Origin of the sequence: Marinicauda pacifica (assembly GCF_004793635.1) — a bacterium.
Lineage (GTDB): Bacteria > Pseudomonadota > Alphaproteobacteria > Caulobacterales > Maricaulaceae > Marinicauda > Marinicauda pacifica.
In genome coordinates, this window is sequence record NZ_SRXV01000003.1 from 496,864 (window position 1) to 516,494 (window position 19,631).

Annotated in this window: 20 protein-coding genes; 9 read left to right on the forward strand and 11 right to left on the reverse strand. The window is 64.7% G+C overall.

The features are described from left to right. Positions 1-56 precede the first annotated feature (56 nt). Both E5162_RS12280 and E5162_RS12285 read left to right on the forward strand, forming a co-directional pair. On the forward strand, positions 57-1,664 hold the full coding sequence (locus tag E5162_RS12280) for a flavin-containing monooxygenase (protein ID WP_135945543.1): 1,608 nt from the start codon (positions 57-59) through the stop codon (positions 1,662-1,664). Next, positions 1,665-2,576: an alpha/beta hydrolase gene (locus tag E5162_RS12285; protein ID WP_135945544.1), complete on the forward strand. Its 912-nt coding sequence runs from the start codon at positions 1,665-1,667 to the stop codon at positions 2,574-2,576. It begins immediately after the preceding gene. 2 nt (positions 2,577-2,578) lie between these two features. Here E5162_RS12285 and E5162_RS12290 read toward each other — a convergent pair whose 3' ends face one another. Genes E5162_RS12290 through E5162_RS12310 form a run of 5 tightly spaced genes read right to left on the reverse strand, consistent with a single transcriptional unit; the run spans position 2,579 to position 5,963 of the window. Next, complete coding sequence (locus tag E5162_RS12290) at positions 2,579-3,364, reverse strand: enoyl-CoA hydratase/isomerase family protein (protein ID WP_135945545.1); 786 nt, start codon at positions 3,362-3,364, stop codon at positions 2,579-2,581. Beyond that, complete coding sequence (locus E5162_RS12295) at positions 3,361-4,551, reverse strand: lipid-transfer protein (RefSeq protein ID WP_135945546.1); 1,191 nt, start codon at positions 4,549-4,551, stop codon at positions 3,361-3,363. The genes E5162_RS12290 and E5162_RS12295 overlap by 4 nt, the downstream gene beginning before the upstream one ends. Continuing rightward, the gene (locus E5162_RS12300; RefSeq protein WP_135945547.1) at positions 4,548-4,976 is read right to left on the reverse strand and encodes a Zn-ribbon domain-containing OB-fold protein; all 429 of its coding nucleotides are present in this window, start codon (positions 4,974-4,976) and stop codon (positions 4,548-4,550) included. Before E5162_RS12300 ends, E5162_RS12295 begins: the two co-directional genes overlap by 4 nt. A gap of 10 nt (positions 4,977-4,986) precedes the next feature. After that, the gene (locus tag E5162_RS12305) at positions 4,987-5,523 is read right to left on the reverse strand and encodes a MaoC family dehydratase (RefSeq protein ID WP_135945548.1); all 537 of its coding nucleotides are present in this window, start codon (positions 5,521-5,523) and stop codon (positions 4,987-4,989) included. Further along, on the reverse strand, positions 5,520-5,963 hold the full coding sequence (locus E5162_RS12310) for a MaoC/PaaZ C-terminal domain-containing protein (RefSeq protein ID WP_135945549.1): 444 nt from the start codon (positions 5,961-5,963) through the stop codon (positions 5,520-5,522). Before E5162_RS12310 ends, E5162_RS12305 begins: the two co-directional genes overlap by 4 nt. A gap of 215 nt (positions 5,964-6,178) precedes the next feature. Here E5162_RS12310 and E5162_RS12315 point away from each other — a divergent pair, with 215 nt between their 5' ends. From E5162_RS12315 to E5162_RS12335, 5 genes are read left to right on the forward strand one after another with little or no spacing between them, the layout of a single operon-like run. Further along, complete coding sequence (locus E5162_RS12315; RefSeq protein WP_206751115.1) at positions 6,179-8,599, forward strand: TonB-dependent receptor; 2,421 nt, start codon at positions 6,179-6,181, stop codon at positions 8,597-8,599. Further along, positions 8,599-9,948, forward strand: a complete 1,350-nt coding sequence (locus tag E5162_RS12320) for a spinster family MFS transporter (protein ID WP_135945551.1) — start codon at positions 8,599-8,601, stop codon at positions 9,946-9,948. The genes E5162_RS12315 and E5162_RS12320 overlap by 1 nt, the downstream gene beginning before the upstream one ends. A gap of 39 nt (positions 9,949-9,987) precedes the next feature. Continuing rightward, a complete protein-coding gene (locus E5162_RS12325; RefSeq protein ID WP_135945552.1) occupies positions 9,988-11,676 on the forward strand; it encodes a class I adenylate-forming enzyme family protein in 1,689 nt (562 codons plus the stop codon). Next, a complete protein-coding gene (gene fabG, locus E5162_RS12330) occupies positions 11,673-12,431 on the forward strand; it encodes a 3-oxoacyl-ACP reductase FabG (protein ID WP_135945553.1) in 759 nt (252 codons plus the stop codon). The genes E5162_RS12325 and fabG overlap by 4 nt, the downstream gene beginning before the upstream one ends. A 9-nt stretch (positions 12,432-12,440) precedes the next feature. Next, a complete protein-coding gene (locus tag E5162_RS12335) occupies positions 12,441-13,145 on the forward strand; it encodes a TetR/AcrR family transcriptional regulator (protein WP_206751116.1) in 705 nt (234 codons plus the stop codon). Positions 13,146-13,405: 260 nt separating this feature from the next. Here the strand turns inward: E5162_RS12335 and E5162_RS12340 are convergent, their stop codons facing one another. The 5 genes from E5162_RS12340 to E5162_RS12360 all read right to left on the reverse strand — a co-directional run bounded on the left by E5162_RS12340 (position 13,406) and on the right by E5162_RS12360 (position 17,273). Then, positions 13,406-13,654, reverse strand: coding sequence for a hypothetical protein (locus tag E5162_RS12340; protein WP_135945555.1), 249 nt, complete (start codon positions 13,652-13,654; stop codon positions 13,406-13,408). 8 nt (positions 13,655-13,662) lie between these two features. Next, positions 13,663-14,565, reverse strand: coding sequence for an SDR family oxidoreductase (locus tag E5162_RS12345; RefSeq protein ID WP_135945556.1), 903 nt, complete (start codon positions 14,563-14,565; stop codon positions 13,663-13,665). A gap of 107 nt (positions 14,566-14,672) precedes the next feature. After that, positions 14,673-15,464 (reverse strand): endonuclease, encoded by a 792-nt coding sequence (locus tag E5162_RS12350; protein WP_135945557.1) that lies wholly within the window; start codon positions 15,462-15,464, stop codon positions 14,673-14,675. Then, positions 15,457-16,800: a DNA cytosine methyltransferase gene (locus tag E5162_RS12355; RefSeq protein WP_135945558.1), complete on the reverse strand. Its 1,344-nt coding sequence runs from the start codon at positions 16,798-16,800 to the stop codon at positions 15,457-15,459. The genes E5162_RS12350 and E5162_RS12355 overlap by 8 nt, the downstream gene beginning before the upstream one ends. 29 nt (positions 16,801-16,829) lie before the next feature. After that, positions 16,830-17,273 carry a very short patch repair endonuclease gene (locus tag E5162_RS12360; RefSeq protein ID WP_135945559.1) on the reverse strand — a complete coding sequence of 148 codons (444 nt, stop codon included), beginning with the start codon at positions 17,271-17,273 and terminating at the stop codon, positions 16,830-16,832. A gap of 242 nt (positions 17,274-17,515) precedes the next feature. Between E5162_RS12360 and gshB the strand changes: the two genes are divergently transcribed. Together gshB and E5162_RS12370 are read left to right on the forward strand one after the other, a co-directional pair. Further along, on the forward strand, positions 17,516-18,463 hold the full coding sequence (gene gshB / locus E5162_RS12365; protein ID WP_135945560.1) for a glutathione synthase: 948 nt from the start codon (positions 17,516-17,518) through the stop codon (positions 18,461-18,463). Between the two features lie 5 nt (positions 18,464-18,468). Then, entirely contained in the window at positions 18,469-19,233 is a 765-nt protein-coding gene (locus tag E5162_RS12370; RefSeq protein WP_135945561.1) for a hypothetical protein, read from the forward strand. A 30-nt stretch (positions 19,234-19,263) separates the two neighbouring features. Here the strand turns inward: E5162_RS12370 and E5162_RS12375 are convergent, their stop codons facing one another. Then, positions 19,264-19,581 (reverse strand): hypothetical protein, encoded by a 318-nt coding sequence (locus E5162_RS12375; protein ID WP_135945562.1) that lies wholly within the window; start codon positions 19,579-19,581, stop codon positions 19,264-19,266. Positions 19,582-19,631: the final 50 nt, after the last annotated feature.

Genomic DNA, 19,631 nt, shown 5'->3' on the forward strand with positions numbered 1-19,631 from the left:
TATGTGTTGACGATTCTCCGGCCCTCGTGGCAAACCATGACGCGGGAGGATTTGTGATGAGCGTAGACGTCGATGTGATCGTCATCGGAGCGGGCCTTGCAGGGCTTCGCGCGCTATATGGATTTCGTTGCGAGGGGCATTCGACCATCGTGCTCGAAGCGTCCGACGAGATCGGCGGAGTCTGGAATTTCAATCGGTATCCCGGCGCGCGATGCGACGTTGAGAGCTTCGATTATTCCTACCGGTTTTCCGAAGAGCTGGAGCAGGAATGGCGCTGGAGCGAGCGCTATGCGACGCAGCCCGAGATTCTGCGGTACATCAATCATGTGGCCGACCGGTTCGACCTTCGCCGCGATGTTAAGCTGAACACCCGGGTGCGACAGGCCCAGTGGGAGGAGGCGTTGTGCGCGTGGCGGATCGACGCCGAGGACGGGCGACGCTGGATCGCCCGCCGACTGGTCATGGCCGTCGGCCAGCTCTCCACCCCCAAGGACACGGTCTATCCCGGCCAGGACGATTATCAGGGCCGCGTCATCTACAGCGCACGCTGGCCGCGAGAGCCAGTGGACCTGGACGGCAAGCGCGTGGCGATCATCGGCACCGGCTCGTCGGGGGTGCAGATGACGCCGGTGATCGCCGAGCAAGCGGCCCATCTCGCCGTGTTCCAGCGCACCGCCAATTATTCCGTCCCCGCCGCGAACGCGCCGGTTTCCGACGAAGAAGACCGCGCGGTGAAGGCCGCCTATCGCGAACGGCGGGAAAAGGCGCGCAATTCCCCCAGCGGTCTGGGCTTCATCCCCGATCCCCGCTCGGCGACCGAGGTCGACGCCGACGAACGCGAACGTGCGTTCGAGGCCGCCTGGAACCGGCTGGGTTTCGGCTTTTCGCTCACTTACAAAGACATACTGCTCGACGAAGACGCCAACGCCATCGCTTCGGAATTCGTATGCCGGAAAATCGCCGAGCAGGTCGAGGACCCCCGCACGCGAGACAAGCTGCTGCCCAAAGGTTTTCCGTTCGGCACGCGGCGGCCTTCGGTGGACAGCGGATATTTCAAGACCTTCAACCGGGACAATGTCCGCCTGGTCGACATTCGCGAAACGCCGATCGAGCGCTTCACCGAAACCGGCATCGAAACGACCGCGGAATCGATGGACTTCGACGTCGTGATCTATGCGACCGGCTTTGACGTGTTCACCGGGTCCATCCTGAAGATCGATCTGGTCGGGACCGGCGGGCGGACGCTTTCTGAAGCCTGGGCCGGCGGTCCGGCGAGCCACCTGGGGATTGCCGTTCACGGCTTCCCCAACCTGTTCTTCATCGGCGGACCAGGCAGTCCGTCGCTTCTGAGCAACGTCATCGTGTCCAGCGAGGAGCAGATCGACTGGCTTGAAGCGCTGCTGACCTACGCGCGCGACCACGACCTGGACCGGATCGAAGCCACTAAGCAGGCGCAGGCCGACTGGGTGGCGCATGTGAATGAACGCGCGCGCGAAACCCTCTATCTGAAGACCCCATCCTATTATGTCGGGGCGGAGATGCCCGGAAAGCCTCAGGTCTTCATGCCCTATTCCGGCGGCGTGCGCGGTTATCGCCGCCTTCTGGAAAAGACCGCCGAGCGCGGCTATGACGGATTTGAAATGACGGGCGCGGGGGAGCGGTGAATGCCGCCTGACGCGCCGCTCGACCCCGCGCTCGCCCGCTTGCTATCCGACCGGCGCGTTCATTTGCGGCCGCCGTCCAGCCGGGCGGATCTGGACGAGTGGCGCGCCATGGCGAACCGCTTCCTGGCGAGCGCGACGCGCCCGGAGCTTCCCCTGGTGGAGAACCGCATCATCGACGGCCCCGGCGGCGCGCTGGCTATTCGCGAATATACCCCGACCCGGAATCTTCCGCGGGGAACCATACTGTTCGCGCACGGCGGCGGTTTCGTATTCGGTGGCCTGGACAGCCACGATGCGCTTTGCCGCAGATTGGCGATCGAGAGCGGAGGTCGGGTCGCTGCGCTCGATTACCGCCTGGCGCCGGATGCGCCTTTCCCCGCCGCGTTGCTCGATTGTCTCGCCGCGCTCGACTGGCTCTGCCGCGAAAGACCCGGCGCGCCGGTCGCGCTCGCCGGCGACAGCGCCGGCGCGCAGCTGGCGCTCGCCAGCGCGCTGACCGGCGATCACGGCTTGCGCGGGCTGGCCCTTCTATACCCCCTCGTCGACCCTTCGCGCGGCGGCGCATCTCACGCCACGTTCGGCGAAGGGCGCATGCTGACGGGCGAATTTCTGGACTGGTGTTGGTCGGCGTATCGCGGCGATCAAGCCGTCGACAGGGACCCACGCTTCGATCTCCGGTCCGCCGATCTGTCGAAGCTGCCCCCCAGCCTGATCGTCACCGCCGGGCATGATCCGCTGCGCGATGAGGGTCTTGAGCTGATCGAGCGGATGAAAGCGGCGGGCGTGACGGTCGCCGCGCGGCACTATCCCGACATGATCCATGGCTTCGCCGCTTTGCCCGGCGGCGCGGCACGGGCTCAAGACGCCGTCTCGGCGATGGCCTCCCATCTGCGCGACAGACTCTCCGGCTGAGATCAGAGCCCGGCGAAATCGGCCTCGCGGCGTTCGATGAAGGCCCGGACGCCTTCGAGGCCTTCGGCTGAACCCGCGGCGCGGGCGATGAAGCGGGCCTCGGCTTCCAGATGGCTTTCCAAAGTCGACGCCGACGCTTGCAGCAGCAGGTCCCGCGTGGCCGCGAACGCCTGACGTGGGCCGCGGGCCAGCTGATCGGCCGCAGCGAGGGCTTCATCCATCAGCGCCGCGTCCTCGACCACCCGCGTCACCAGGCCGATCGCCTCGGCTTGGCCCGCAGTGATGCGTTCATTCATGAGCGCTAGGCGCTGCGCCTGCCGCAGGCCGACCAGTCGCGGCAGCAGCCAGCTCGCGCCCGCGTCCGGGGTCAGGCCGATCGCGCCGTAGGCGGTGGTGAATTGGGCCGACCGCGCAGCCAGCGCCGCGTCGCCCCACAGCGAAAGACCGAACCCGGCCCCCGCCGCCGCGCCGTTGATCGCGGTTACGAGGGGTTTGTCCATGCGCGCCAGCCGCGCGACGGCCATGTGCAGCGACGCTGTGAGACGGCGCACGAGCGCGGGCGACCGGTCAGCCGCCTCGCCGAACGCGGTCACGTCGCCGCCCACGCAGAACACCTTGCCAGCGCCGGTCAGAACCACCGCGCGAACCGCGTCGTCGGACCCCACCGTCAGCGCGGCGTCCAGAATCGCGTCCGCCATCTCGGCGTCGATCGCGTTGCCGCGCGCGGGCCGATCCAGCGTCAAGATCGCGACCGGTCCGCGTGCGTCGATCCGGACGGCGCCGCTCATCGCTGCAGCACCACCGAAGCACCGTTCGCGCCCAGTCCCAGAACCGCGCTCATCGCAACCTTAGGATCAGGGACCTGCCGCGGGCCGGCCTCGCCTTTCAGCTGCCAGTTTAGCTCGCAGATCTGCATCAGAGCCTGGGCGGTGGTCGCTTCGCCGAAGGACAGAAAGCCGCCGCTGGGATTGACCGGCAGCGCGCCGTCGATCGCGAACGCGCCCTCGGCCAGCCGCCGGTCGCTCTCGCCGGGCGGGTGGAATCCAAGCATTTCAGGCCAGGCCAAGACGTGCCAAGCGGTGTTGTCGGCGAGTTCGATCAGGTCGATGTCCTCAGGCCCGATCCCGGCGAGGTCCCAGGCGCGCCACGCCGCGCCGACGACCTCGCTGGTGTGGGGCACGCCCTCGCGCGGCGTGGAGGCGACCGCGGGTATGCGCGCTGCGGGATCGCCGAACTGGCCGGTGGCGACCGCGCTGGACGCGATTTTGATCATGGGGCCGCCTGCGCGCCGCGCCTGCTCTTCGGTCCCTAAAATGACCGCCGCCGCGCCGTCGCTGACCGCGCAGATCTCGAACAGATGGAGCGGATCGCTGACCATGGCCGAGGCCTGGACCTCGTCGGGCGTGACCTCCTTCTGAAACCGCGCATACCGGTTGCGCGCGCCGTTCGCGCGCATCAGGGCGGCGGCGGCGGCGTATGCGTCCGGCGAGCCGCCGAAGTCGTGCAGCCGGCGCTGCGCCTCCATCGCCCAGTACGCTGGGTTGGTGGCTCCCATCGTCGTCCAACGCAGGTAATCGCCGTCCGAAGGGTCGTCCGGCGCGCCGGGCGGGCGGGCGATGAAGCCCTTGGGCATTTTTTCCGCGCCCAGCGCCGCTACGGTATCGTATTGGCCACTTGCGATCATCATGTGGGCGGTGTGGAACGCCACAGCGCCGGCCGCGCAGGCCCCCCCGACATTCACGCAGGCCAGCCCGTGCTCGGACGCGGCCTGAACCACTTCGTTGGCGTGAAGGCCCCAGCCCATGCCACCTTCGAACCGGGAACTGGCCGCGACGAGCCCCTGCAGGTTTCGCCAGCCCAGATCGGAGGTCTTGAACGCTTGATCCATCGCGTGCAGCGCGAGCGCGGTCTGGCTGGTTTCCGGCCATTTGCCCCACGGGTGGGCGCCGACCCCAAGAACGTAGACCGGCCTCATGACCGATCGTCCGCCGGGACGAACATGTGGGTGGCCACCGGCTGCTCGCCGTCCTGCGCGATCACCTGGCTGGCCAGGGACAGACGCATGCCGATCTGGAGATCCTGCATGTGTCGGCCCGCGACGATTCCCATCACTCTGACGCCTTGAGGCATATCGACAAGGGCGATCGCGTAGGGCGACCACGGATCCATGCCGAACAACGAAGGCGGCTGGTAACGCTGAACCGTGAAGCTGTGAAGCACGCCGTAGCCCACAATGGGTTCGGGCTCCAGCGCGCCAGAACCGCACTCGGGATTGCGGCAGCCGGCGGCCCGCGGATAGTACACCGCGCCGCAGGCGGTGCAGCGCGAGCCGGTCAAGGCCGCCGCGTCCCCGGAGAGGTCGAGAACCTCCGGCACGACTGGTTTGGCGGTATCGGTCATGAAGCCGTCCTCACAGCGAGAGAATGTCCCGGATTTCTTGGAAATATTGCGTGCCGTCGTTCACATCGGTCACGTCGCACTCGTGGCGCACATAGCGGCGCCCGCGCTTTTCGAACTTGTCGACCGCCCGGGTCGCGATGCGCACCGTGGCGCCGACCGGGATCGGCGCGAGGATCCGTGAATCGTGGAAGGTGTGGATCGAACCGATCGAAAACGGCCGCGTCGCGTCGAACTGAACCGACAGCACGAAGTGCGACACCAGCAGCGGGGGAACGATAGCCCCGCCGAACGGGCTCTCGCCCTCGACGCGCCAGGAATTCATGCGCCAGCCTTCGTACCAGCAATTGAAGTCCTCCACGCCGTCCGCGTACAGGATCACCAGCTCGGGCGTGATGTGAAGCTCGCGCGCGAGTTCGTCGCCGATTTCCACCATGTCCCAGTAAGGACGCGATTCAGACGCCAGTCCTTCGATGAATTCACGGGTTTGCCGCCGCTGCAGCCCGCTCATGGGCTTAAGCTCGGAACGCTGGTCCGCCGATCCGGTCATGACTGGGCCTTTCGTTCGACGCCGACATCGACTTCGACCCAGCCGACGGTCTTCTTATCGTTCGTTTCGTTTTCCGCCCAGACATCCACGATAAAGCGGAAACCCGCGCCCTTGGGCTGTTTCTCCCGCACCTCGCCGTGGGTCGTGATCACTTCGCCGGCGTAGGTGGAGGCGACGTATTTGCATACGACGCGAGACCCGCGGAAGAAGTCCGCCCCGAAATGGTTCACGCACATCTCCGCGATGTAGGCGGAGGACATCTCCCCGGTCTGGATCGGCGCCTCCAACCCCGTGCTCCGCGCATATTCGGGATCCCAGTGATTAGGGTTGAAACGTCCCCACAAGCGCGAACCCATCAGCTGGATCGCGGCCTTCTTTTTCAGGCTTTCGAGCCGGAAGCCGACCGGCGTGTCCGGCGTGATCGCCAGTGATGCGTCCATTTGGGTCCCCTCGCATAGTCCTTGCCGTAAACATCAACGAATATGTTGATTTTTGTCAACACCCCTATTGACAATCAATCAGAGTCGGCGCTCCCCTGAGAACGTTGCGGAGGCCCGCGCACAGACGGGCCCCGCCGGCGAGACCCATGAAGGTCGGGGAGGGCCATATGACAGTCTTCAAATCACTGCTTCTGATCTCGAGCGCGGGCAGCGCCATGATGATCGCCGCAGCATCCGCGCCCGCGCAGGAGACCGAGTCCGAGCAAGGACCAGAGACCACCGCGGCGCCGATCGAAACCATCACGGTCACCGCGCGCCGCCGCGCCGAGACGCTGGTCAGCGTCCCCGTCGTGGTCAGCGTGCTTGATCAGGATGCGCTCGACCGCAACAGGGCCGACGATCTGTCGGCCATCGGCGAACTGACGCCCACAGTCGTGGTCGGCGCCTACAAATCGAACGGCGGCGGCTCGATCGCCATCCGCGGCATAAGCTCGCCCGCCAACCAGACCGGTTTCGAGCAAGCGGTCTCGGTCGCGATCGACGGCGTCCAGACCAGCGACGGCCGCATCACCCAGGCGGGCTTTTTCGATCTCCAGCAAGTCGAGGTCATGAAGGGCCCGCAGGCGCTGTTCTTCGGCAAGAACAGCCCTGCCGGCGTGATTTCCATTCAATCGGCCGGCCCGACCGAAGAGTTTTACGCCCAGGCCGGTGGCTCCTACGAATTCGTCGGCGACGAAGCGACGCTGGACGGCGTGGTCTCAGGTCCGCTGAACGACATCTTCGCCGCGCGTGTGGCCGTCCGCTACCGCCACCTGGAAGGCTGGCTCCGCAACACCGCGCAGCCGATAGGTAATCCGTTCTATAGTCCCGCCTCAGGCGCACCGGCCGGCGCGGCGCAACTGCCCGGCGCTTCCAATTCCCGTCCCGGCGAAGAGGAGTTGCTGGGACGATTGACCGTGACCGCGGACTTCACCGAGAATTTCGACGCGAATTTCAAAATTTTCGCCAGTTCCGGCGAGGGCAGCGGTCCTGGCGTGGGCACGCAGAACATCGGTCCGTGCACCGGCCCCAATCCGCGCGTTTACGGTGTCGCCGATCCGTTCGGAGAGTGCAGCGCGGACCGCAACACCACGATCGGCGACCTTCCCGACGCGGTCGCCAGCACCATGGGCGGTTACAGGGGCGACGGCGCGCCCTACGACGAGCTCGACATCGTCACCGGAGCTCTCGACCTGAATTGGCGTTTCGGCGATCTGACGCTCGCTTCGACGACCGGTTACAACCGTTCCGAATATGAATTCCTTTCCGGGCTCGATCAGACCACATATTCCCAGCTCGCCTTCTACAACCTGCAGACCAATGAAGAGGTCAGTCAGGAATTCCGACTGAGTTCGGATTTCGCGGGGCCGCTCAACTTCATGGTCGGCGCGTATTTCCAGGCGACCGAGCTGTTCACCACCAACGACACCAAGCTCAACGACGGTTTCTACAACGCCGCTTCGGGGCGCTTCGTCACCTACCAGGACCTGGCCGTGCAGGAAGGCGACACCGCCTCGGTCTTCGCCCAGGGCATCTGGGACATAACCGACACGGTCGAATTGTCTGGCGGCCTCCGCTGGACTCACGAAACCAAGGATTTCGTCAAGGAGAACCTGTACGGCGTCGGCGGTTTCGCCACTCAGGACACCGAATTTCCCGGATCGGACACGCCGGGAGAGCTGCAGGGGCGGTTCGAGGACGACAACGTCTCTCCTGAAATCACGCTGACCTGGCGGCCCGATTCGAACCGCACCTTCTTCGTGGGTTACAAGACCGGCTACAAATCGGGCGGCTTCGGACTGACCAGCCCGATGCAGACCGGCACCCGGCTCACGGACGTCGCGTTCGGTCCCGAAACCGCCGAAGGCTTCGAAGCCGGCGCCAAGGGCGTTTTCCTGGACGGAACCGTTCAACTGAACGCGGCGGTGTTCGCCTATGATTTCGACGATCTGCAGGTGAACACTTATGACCCCGCGCGCGTGGCCTACACGATCAACAACGCAGGCAGCGTGCGGCAGCGCGGTATCGAGATCGACGGCGTCTGGAACCCGACAGAAAATCTGAGTCTGCGCGGCGCGATCGCTTACGTGAACGCCGAATTCCAGAACTTCACCGGGCAGTGCTACAGCTATGCCTTCCCCACCGGCACGACGCGCGACACCGCCGTTCCGCCGCCCAACTGCTCATTCGTGAACGACTCCGCGCTGACCTTGCAGCAAGATTTCGACGGTCGCGCGCCCGCACGCGCCCCGGAATGGGCTGGCAACGCGGGGTTCACCTACGATATGCCGGTGGGCGCGTTCGATCTGGCGATCAACGGCGACGCGTTCTACAGCGGCGAGTACTTCGCATCGGAGGCGATGGCGCCCAGCTCGCTGCAAGAGAGCTTCTGGCGATTGAACGCGGGCCTGAATCTCAGTCCGCGCGACGGCGACTGGACGGTTCAGCTGATCGGCCGAAATTTGACCGACGAGTACTACCTTCAGTACGCCGCCGACCGGACCGGGGGCGCGAGCGTGCCCGGCGCCATCGGCGAACAGCGAGCCGTCGTGTCGCGCGGCCGCGAAGTGGCGCTGCAGTTCACCAAGACGTTCTGATGACAGCGCGCGCCGCCGACATCGCCCCCGCCGCTCGGCCCGGGCTGGGCTACGCCTGGTATACCACCGGCGTGCTGACGGTCTGCTATACGCTGTCCTTCATCGATCGGCAGATCCTCAGCCTGCTCGTCGGCCCCATCAAGGCGGAGTTCAACGTCTCCGATACCCAGGTCGGACTTCTGGGCGGTCTGGCGTTCGCGCTGTTTTACAGCGTGCTCAGCCTGCCCGCGGGACGGCTGGTGGACCGTTTCAACCGCCGCAACATCATCGCGGCGGGCGTGTTTTTCTGGTCGCTGATGACCGCGTTGTGCGCGGTGGTGCGTGGCTATCCCGGCCTGTTCATGGCGCGCATGGGGGTCGGTGTGGGCGAAGCCACGCTGGCGCCCGCGGCCGTTTCGATGATCTCCGACAGCTTTCCCAATGAAAAGCTGGGCGGCGCGATGAGCTTTTATGGGGTCGGCATCTATCTGGGGTCGGGCCTAGCCCTGCTCGTGGGCGGCCTGGTCGTCGAGCTCGTCACCCAAGTCCCCACGCTGACCCTGCCCGTCTTCGGCGAGATCGCGTCATGGCGCGCGACCTTCCTGATCGTGGGCGTTCCCGGCCTCTTGATGGCGCTTTGGGTGCTGACACTGAAAGAGCCGCCTCGAAAGCGCGCGCTTCTGGCGCAGGACGGCGCGGCGGCGCGCCTGAACATCGCGGACACAATCGTGGAGGTGCGCAGGCGCTGGGTGCCGGTTGGCTCCATCGCTCTGGGACTGATGTTTCAGGCGATCGCCCTTTACGCCTTCATGCTTTGGTCGCCGGGGGTCCTGCAGCGGTCCTTCGACTGGGCGCCTCAGCAGACCGGTCTGGTCATGGGCGTGCTCGTGCTGACTTGCGGCAGCTTGGGGATGCTCGCAGGCGGCCGACTGAGCGACCAGGGCCTGATCGGGGGCCATCGCGACGGCGCCTTGCGCGTGGCGTGCTACAGCTCGGTGGTCGGCACCGCCGCCTTCGTCGGCCTTGTCTGGGCGCAGGGCGAGTCCGCGTCCGCCACCGTGGCCGCGTTCGCGGTGGGCGTGTTCCTGCTCGCGATGCCGGCTGGGAGCTGCTATGCGGCCTCGCAGATGGTGCTGCCCAACCAGGTACGGGGCCAGGCCTTGGCTCTGATCCTGTTTATCGCCAATCTGGGCGGCCTGACGCTCGGCCCGCTCCTGCCAGGCCTGCTGAACGATTTCGTGTTCGGCTCCGAATCCGCTCTCGGACTATCGCTGGGCCTTACGCTTTCGGGCTCGACATTGTTCGCGGCGCTGTCTTTCGGTTGGGGCCGGAGCGAATATCGCCGCCATCACGAAGCGCTCAATCCCTGAACCAGCGCCGGACGCAGAACACGAGACACCGCACCGCCCATGGCCTCCACCGTCGCAGACCGCCAAGCCGCTCTCACCGCCCGTTTCCCGCAATGGGAAGCGCGAACCCTGTTTGGAATGCTGGAGCGGATCGCGAAAGAATTTCCCGATCGGCCCTATCTGATCGCCGATGAGCGTACATGGAGCTACGCCGAGGTTCTCGATTGGGCCCGGCGCATCGCCGGCGGCCTGATCGAGGCGGGCGTGCGGCCCGGCGAGCATGTCGCGCTGGTCATGGCCAACTATCCGACGTTCGCCGCGCTGAAGTACGCGGTGTCCGCGGTCGGCGCGGTGGCGGTCCCCGTCAACATTCTCAACCGCCGCGACGAGCTGGGCTATGTCCTGCGTCAGTCCCGGGCTGCGATGCTGGTGACGATGGATCGGTTCCGCGACCTAGACTACCTCGCCATGCTCGACGAACTCGCGCCGGGCTGGGAAACCGGCGGCGGCGGCGAAGCGTTGCCCGACCTGCGCTCGGTCGCCGTGTTCCGCGGCGAAGGCGAAGGCCGTCCCGGCGCGGCGCGCTTCGACGAGCTGGACGCCGAGCCCGGCGCCCTGCCCGCCGTCGACCCGCACGGACCGGCCGACATTGTTTACACTTCCGGCACCACCGGGCCTCCCAAGGGCGTGCTGCTCACCCACGACATGCTCAATCGAGCCGCGTTCGGCAGCGCTTACGCCCGCGCCTTCGAGGACGGGCGGCGGATCCAGTTCTCGCTGCCGATGAACCATGTCTACGGGTATGTCGAAGGCCTGCTCGCCGCGATTTTCGTTGGCGGGGCCATCGTGCCCCATCTGAAATTCGACGCCGCCGCGACGCTGCGCGCGGTCGAGCAGCACAAGGTCAGCGACCTTCTGCTGATCCCGACCATGACCATGGCGGTGCTCGACGCGCTGGACGAACTGAAAACCGACACCTCTTCGCTGCGCGCGATGCTGTCTTCGGGCGGTCGCACGCCGCCGGGTCTGTGGGACCGGATCCTGAACGCCTTCGCCGGAATCGAGATCACCACCGGGTACGGCATGAGCGAGTGCACCGCCTCGACCACCGTGACGCGGCCCGATGATCCGACGGAAAGGCTGAAGACCACCAACGGCCGCCTGCGCGACGTCGGTCCGGCGGGCGACCCTTCGATCGTCGGCCGCCTGGTCGATTACCGCGTGGTCGATCCGTCCACCGGCGCGGTCCTTCCCGCGGGGGAGGTCGGCGAGCTGATGGCCAAGGGGCCCGGCGTCACGAGCGGCTATTACGACAAGCCGGAAGTCACCGCTGAAGCGTTCGACGCGCAGGGCTGGCTCCACACCGGCGATCTGGGGCGGATTGACGCGGACGGCTATCTGACGCTGGTGGGCCGGGTGAAGGAATCTTATCGCTGCGGCGGCGAACAGGTGACCCCTTCGGAGATCGAAGACGTGCTGATGACCCACCCCGGCGTCGCTCAGGCCCATGTGGCACCGGTGCCCGACGACCGGATGGGCGAGGTCGGCGTTGCCTTCATCGTTCCCAATCACGGCGCGGCGCCGGACGCGCCGGACCTGACCGAATGGTGCGCACAGCGCCTCGCCCGGTTCAAAGTGCCCCGCCACATATTGAGTATCAAAGCCGAGGAGGTGCCGCTGACCGCCTCGGGGCGGCCGCGCAAATTCCTGCTGAGCGAACTAGCCTGTGAAAGGCTGGACCTGTCATGACCACCCGCGCTCGCGTCGCCATCGTGACCGGAGCCGCCCGCGGCATCGGCGCGGCCATCGCCGAACGACTCGCGCGGGACGGCTGCGATCTCGCATTGCTGGACCTCGACTCGCAGGCCTGCGCGCAGACCGCGGCGGCGGTTCGGGCCGCCGGACGGCGGGCCGAGGCGATCACCGTGAACGTCGCCGACGAAGCCTCGGTGGCGCGCGCGGCCGCCGAGGTTCAAGACGCGCTCGGCCCGCCCGCGGTGCTGGTGAACAATGCCGGCGTGCTCCGCGAGAAAACACTGTCGAAAATGACGCTTGAGGACTGGCAGCTGGTTCAGGACGTCAATTTGTGCGGCGCCTTTCTGATGTGTCGGGCCGTGCAGGGCGCGATGAAGCAGGCCGGACACGGCCGCATCGTGAACCTGTCGAGCATCGCGGCGCTGGGCGCGTTCGGCCAGGCCAATTACGCCGCAGCGAAGGCCGGTCTGATCGGCTTCACCAGAGCGCTCGCTCTGGAGCTGGGCCGGAACGGGATCACCGCGAACGCGGTCGCGCCCGGCTTCGTGGCGACCGCCATGACCGAAGGGGTGGCCGAGCGCATGGGCATGGACTTTGACGCTATGGTGGCCGAAGCGGTCAAGGACATTCCCGCGGGTCGGCCGGGCGAGCCCGAGGACATCGCGAACGCGGTGTCCTTCTTCGCCGACGCGCGCGCGGGCTTCGTGAACGGCCAAGTGCTCTACGTGGCGGGCGGCCCCCGCGGTTGAACCGCGGAGTTGGCGATTGTCGCAACGCTTGGTAAGCACGACGCCATGAAGGCCGATCCCGACACCAACGAAACCAGCGGACTGGGCAGGCGCCGCGGCAACGCCCGCGAAGAAAGCTCCGCGACCTATCAGCGGCGTCGGCGGGAAATCGCCGAAGCGGCGGTGCGCGTGTTCGACCGGCTGGGGCTGCAGGGCGCGAGCATCAGCGCGGTCGCGGCCGAGCTGGGGATCAATCGCGCCTCTATCTATTATTACATTTCTTCCAAGGAGGAGCTGTTCGACGAGGTCCTGCGCGCGGTCGCCGAGCGCAACAGGATCATGGCCGCGGAGATCGCCGCCAGCGACCTGCCGCCGCCCGACAAGCTGCGCAAGCTCATCGTGGAGATCATGGTCTCCTACGGCGAACACTACCCCCTGCTTTACATCTATATACGAGAAAATCTGAGCCAGGTCTCCGATCGCCGGACCGGCTGGTCGAAGGACATGCGCGACATCAACCGGACGATCGAGAACGCCTTCATCCACATCATCGAGCAAGGCTACGCCGACGGCAGTCTGCGCGATATCGGTCCGCCGAAAGTGATCGCGTTCGGCATGCTGGGAGTCGTGGGCTGGACCCATCGTTGGTTCCGCCCCGCCACCGCCGAGCATTCCGCCAGGGAGATCGGGGAGACCTACGCCGAGATGATGATATCGGGGATGCGCGCGAACTGATTGACGCTTCAACGCTTGAGCCAAGCTGACCGGTCTGTCCGACCGGGTCCTCATCCCTGTTCAACACGCTCTCAGCCGGAACAAATTAATCCAACGCCTTAGCAGGTCGCGCACCGGAGACGCGCCTACATCAGGATTCGGACCTGCGACCTCTGCCTTCGGAGCACATCGCTTTGCGCATTAAACCACGGCTGCTGGAACCCAGTCTAGGAAGGGTGAATCACGCCTTCTGAAAAAAATGAATCAAAGGCTCTGAAATCTCACAGCCAGGTCAGCGCCCCGCTCTCATAGCCCTTGAATTTCGGTGCGGCGTCCAGCGGCGCGACCAGCAGGGCCTCGGGCGCGCAGGCGCGCTTGATGGCGTGATAGACCTGCGACCTCGTCGCGCCGGTCTGGATCAGGAACAGGCCGGGGCCGAGCGCGAACACGTCATCGCCCGGCGGCCGCTCGCAGTTGGTGCCGTGCCAGTGCACGAGATAGAGGCAGGCCGGTTCGTCCATCACGGGCATGGCGCGCCTCAGCTGATCGGCTTGCCGCCGGTAATGCCGATGATCTCGCCGCACACATAGCTGGATTCCGGCGAAGCGAGATAGACGAAGGCGGGCGCCAGCTCGGCCGGCTGGCCGGGCCGGCCCATCGGCGTGCCCTTGCCGAATTCCTCCACCTTGTCCTGCGTCTGCCCGCCCGAGGGCTGGAGCGGGGTCCAGAACGGGCCGGGCGCAATGCCGTTCACGCGGACGCCCTGTTCGATCGCGCCCTGGGCCAGCGCCTCGGTGAAGCCGCGAATGGCAAACTTGGTGGTGGCGTAGTCCAGCAGGTAGGGGGCGGGCGAAAAGCCCTGGTTGGACGTCACGGTAATGATGGCCGAGCCCGCCGGCATCACCTTCAGGGCCGCCTTGGTCAGCCAGAACAGGGCATAGATATTCGTCTGCACCGTCTCGTCGAACTGCTCGTCGGAAATCTCTTCGATGCCCGGCTGACGCACCTGCTTGCCGGCATTGGCGACCAGAATGTCCAGCCCGCCCATCGCCTCGCGCGCCTGCTCGATCAGCGCGCGGCAGAACGCCTTGTCCTTCAGGTCGCCCGGCAGGCGGTGGATCGTCCCGCCCTCGTCCTCGATCAGGCGGGCGAGCGAGGCGGCATCCTCCTCCTCGGCGTCGAGATAATTGATCGCGACCTCGGCCCCCTCGCGCGCATAGGCAATGGCCACGGCCCGCCCGATCCCGGAATCCCCGCCGGTAATCAGCGCCTTGCGCCCTTTCAGCCGACCGTTGCCCACATAGCTCTCCTCGCCATGGTCGGGGCGCGGCTCCATCTCCTCGGTAAAGCCCGGCTTGTCCTGCGGCTGGCGCGGAAACGGCGGCGCGGGATACATCGTACGCGGATCGCGCAGGCTCGCATCAAAGCGGTCATCGGCCATGTCGGTCTCTCTTCACATCGCGGTCGGGGACATGGCGATAACCGGCGAGAGCCGGGAGAGTTCCGGGGGGGCGGTGTGGCAGATGGGGAGGCGGAGAAAGCCCGCCTCTAGTCTTGGTAGTTCCGCAGCATTTTCTGGTCGAGGTCCGATGCCGGAACAAGTCTATAGTGCCGCTCGTCCACGACCTGTATCTCATCGCCCGACAGCGTGAGTTCGAACAGCGCGACGTTACCATCCTCCATAAACTGAGCAGCGATCGCTCGGCAACGTAGGCCGTTGAATTTCTCTTCGACAAAACGAATATCCTGGGTCGTTTGCACGACCCCAATCTGGTCCTTCCCACCCTTCGCCTGAACCGGAATGACGTAATGGCATCCACGTTTGTCCAGGCCTATGTAAAGTTCATCTATTTCGATTTGACCGATATCCTTCACTGTGGTGCGAAGGTGGTTTTGCAGACTGTAGGTAGTTAGGCCCAAGAACGTGTCAATCAGACGGTTATATCGCACGATCGCCAGCAGTGCCTGTTCATCGTCCAGCGCATAAGCTCGGATCATTTCCGGCGTTGAATCGGGGATGTCGATTTTGACCAATTCCGAACGTGGAACGATCCGCGTCTCTTTAACCAGACGGAACCGGTAACGGCTTCGGCCGGCGCCCTCGATAATCCATTCTTGTCCCTCCGGCTGGGTAGTAAGGATCGTATCGGGGAGAGCGCGGCGGTAGCGGAAGGAATACGGGACGTCGCCGATATTTTTCACCGACTGGAAGCCAAGCGCGGGAGCGGCTTCTTCAAGCTCTTCGCGTGCAAACTCGAAATCCGTCAGCCCATCCTCATAATGGTCGAAGAATATTTGTTCGATCAGCTGTGCGTATCGATTCTGCCTACGTTTAGCCATGAGCCGCTCTCTGCGCTTCGAGCCGCTCGCGTTCGATATCGGCCTGTTTCCGCTTTTTCGCACCGCTCTTCATGTTCCGGCGGCTGGGCGGCGCCTTCACGCCGAAGTGAGCCGCGGCCTGAGTCAAGTCCATCCAAAGCAATGCTTCATCGCCGAGATTCAGAGCGGCGGTCGGGGCATCGACCTCCTCGCCGAGAGCGATGCGGACCTGCTCAGCGACTGCTCGCGCAAGAGGGGGAGGTACCGCGTTTCCGATTTGCCTGGCGCCGTGCCACTTCGTGACATTGAATCTGAACCAATCGGGGAACCCATGAAGACGGGCCATCTCGCGGACCGTGACGCATCTTGGATGCTCGTAATGAATTGGACGAGGGCTGGTGAAGGCACCTCTCGCCCCATCGGTCCCGGCCCTTAGCGTATTCGAGACGCCAGAACGTGAGAGCTTGAAAAAGCGACTTACCGGCTCGACCTTACCTTCCCCAGTCTCTTCGAAGCGGCGGCGAGAAATTTCGGTGTGTCCCGTTCGCGCGCTCGAAGTCAACGTCGCCGGATCCCAATTGCGAGGTCGTCCAAGCTGCCAAGCGTCGTTGGAAAGGCATCGCATTTGCGCTGCATATTCGCTCGGATTGTCTCGAAGGTTCGCGCGAATGGAATCGCTCGAAAGCAATCCTGCGAACTGATCCGCGTCAGGAAGATCATCCAATGCATCTTGGCACGTAGGGCCGAAATGCAGGTCGGCAAAGGTCTTCTTTTTTCCAGCAACGTTGGTGCTCGGCGCCGGGTAGGCAGGGAGTTTCTCCCCATTTTTTACGCCCATGAGAATAAGGCGTTCGCGGCTTTGCGGCGTACCGTAGTGCGCAGCATTGAGCACCTTCCACGGCGTCACGACTCGATACCCCGCCGCCTCGAACTCGGCTACGACTTCTGCAAGGAAATGCTTGTGCTTTCCGACAGTAAGTCCTTTCACATTTTCAAAAACGAAGCTTCGAGCGTCTAGCTCAGAGACAATCCGGACAAAATCTTTCACCAAGCTATTTCTTGGATCGTCGATGGCACGATGTCCGATGAGAGAGAATCCTTGGCACGGCGCACCGCCAAAAACACAATCCACCCGGCGCTCTCCGAGCCCGGCTGCCTTACGGATATCCGCGCCCGAGATGTTTTGGACCGAATGCGGAATGACAGCCGTGTCGGGAAAGTTGAACTTGTGCGCAGCACAATGCACGGGATCGATTTCGACGGCGGCAGCGACATCGAAACCTGCCTGCTCAAACCCCAAACTCAATCCGCCCACGCCGGCGAACAGATCGATTCCGATTGGTCTGCGATTTGTCACGAGACTTCACCTCCGTTCCTGTGCAGACACTAGTGACTCGAGTCGCTCTCGTCGATCGGATTTTCTGCGTTATCCACAAAGGCGGTCAGCCTTGACGAAAGCGTTTGCCGATCTTTTGTCTCGCACTGCCAAACCACTAGAACCGACCAGCCCTCGACTTCCAGTTCTGCAATATTTCGAGCGTCGCGCTCAGTATTCTTCTTCCGCTTTTCTTGCCAGAATTCCTCTCGGCTACGTGGCGGCCTACCCTTTGGGCAGTCGTGCGCGTGCCAGAAACATCCGTGGACAAAGATCGCCTTCTTTTTCTTCCTGAAGACTATGTCCGGTGTTCCAGGCAACCGGCGATCATGAAGGCGGTACCGATAGCCGAGGCTATGAAGAAGGCGCCGAACCACCATCTCCGGGCCGGTATTTTGGCTAGCAACGGACTGCATTATTCGGCGACGCTGTGCAGGCGTCCGGGTATCGACCAAATCTCCGTCCTTTCAGGTTGTGGCTTTTCCTGCTTCCTCAGCCCTCGCACAACCACGGCTAAGCAGAAAGGTCATTGACGGAGTCTCGCTGACTTTATCGGCGCATGCATATCCCATGTCAACAATATGTTCTTGTTATGTACTCATGACGTTTTTCGTCCCCACCTTCCCTCGCGCGTCATCATCGCCTACCTCTCACACAACCGCCTTGTGACCCCTGCCTCGCGAAAGACACCCGCCCCATGCTGAACATTGCCTTCCAGATGGACCCGATTACCGGGGTCAATGTGAATGCCGACTCCACGTTCGACATTGCGCTCGAATGCTTTACCCGCGGCCATGCGATCTGGGTTTACGGGCCGGGCGACCTGGCGCTGAACGGGCAGCGCGTCAGCGCCTCGGCGCAGAAGGTGAAAAGGCTCCAGCGCGTGCAGGGCGAGCATGTGGAGCTTGAAGCGCCACAGGAGCTGGACCTGCACACGATGGATGTGGTCTTCCTGCGCCAGGATCCGCCGTTCGACATGAGCTACATCACCTCGACCCATATCCTGGAGCATCTCCAGCCCGAGGTTCTGGTGGTCAACGATCCGCGCCATGTGCGCGACGCGCCGGAAAAGCTCTTCGTCACCCATTTCGAGGGGCTGATGCCGCCGACGCTCATCACCTCCAGCGAAAAGCGCATCCGCGCCTTCTTCGAGGCGCACGGGCGCGACATCGTGGTCAAGCCGCTCTTCGGCAATGGCGGGGCGGGCGTGTTCCGCGTGCGCGAGAGTACGGAGAATCTGGCCTCCCTGGTGGAGCTGTTCGCCCAGATCAGCCGCGATCCGCTGATGGCCCAGGCCTTCGTGCCGGACGTCACCAATGGCGACAAGCGCGTCATCCTGGTCGATGGCGAGCCGGCCGGCGCGATCAACCGCGTCCCGGCCAAGGGCGAGGTGCGCGCCAACATGCATGTCGGCGGGCAGGCGATGGCGAGCGAGCTCTCCCCGCGCGATCTGGAGATCTGCGCGGCGATCGGCCCGGAGCTGAAGCGGCGCGGCCTGGTCTTCGTGGGCATCGACGTGATCGGCAATTACCTGACCGAGATCAACGTGACCTCGCCGACTGGCATTCAGGAGCTCAGGCGCTTTTCGGGAATCGATGTCAGTGCCATGCTGGCCGACTGGATCGAAACCAAGCGCGCGGGGTAGACTTCATGATCTCGGACCAGAATCTGCGCATGCAGTGGGCGCTCGCCTATCCGTTCGCCCGTCCGCAATCCTCTTTCCTCTTCGTGGACGGCCACACCCTGCTCCTGACCGACACAAGCGCGGAGCGCTTCGGCGACTGGCGCGCGCATTACCGCAATCAGGAGGCCAAGGTGCGCGACCTGATCGGGGAGGAGCGCGCCAAGGTGTTCGAGCGCGGCGACTACCACGCCGTCGTCGCCGTCGGGTCCAATGCCGCGCCGGTGCAGCTGCGCCGCAAGTATCAGAGCCGTCTGGACAATGTCGTGGTGCCGGTGCTGCGCGTGACCCTGCCGGATCACATCATCGCCTTCGGCAAGCATCTTGCCGCCTATGGCTCGATCGGCGCGACGATTGCCGAGCATGAAGGCGCCTCGGTGAAGGCCTATGCCACCCTGCTCGGCCCGGACGAGTTCGAGGTGATGAACGGGACGGAGAATCTGGGCGAGACCTATGACCACCACGACGTCACCGTGGCCGATGCGCCCGCCTGCGTGCCCGCCGGGATGGTCGCCTACCGCTCGCTTGCCGGGCATATGCCGCTTCTGGTCGAGGGCTTCGAGCACGAGAACGGCCCTCACCCCTATGGCGGTCAGTGGGAAGCCCAGCAAATGGCCATCGACGCGCTCGGCCTGCACATGAGCGTCGATCAGTTCCTGGCCGAAAATGTCGCCGATCCGGAAATGGCCAAGGAACGCGACCGCCGCCTCGCCGCGTTCTCAGGCTTCGCCTGATCGCGCGGCTTTGGCGCTAACGCGCGCGCCTCAGTCAGCACCCCGCAACCGCCCCGCCACGGCCTTCAGCCGCAGCGCGACCCACACGGCTGCCCACACATTGCCGAGCAGCGGCAGCGGCAGGATGAAGAGCAGGGCGATGCGCTTGTCCGGCTCCAGCATCCAGATCAGCACGGCCAGAAGCGCAAAGCCGAGATAGAGGTCGGCCAGCGTCACCACGCCCCACGGCCCGGACACCAGCCAGGCAATGGCTTCCGACAGGCTCTGGCCCGCCGTCATCATGGCCCAGACGATCAGGCCGGCGAGAAGAAGTCCGCCCGCAGCGGACAGAAGACGAAGAAGGGGCATGGGGCGCTCCGGCAGGGGTTCTGACTGCCCTGTCCTACGCGCGCCCGGTC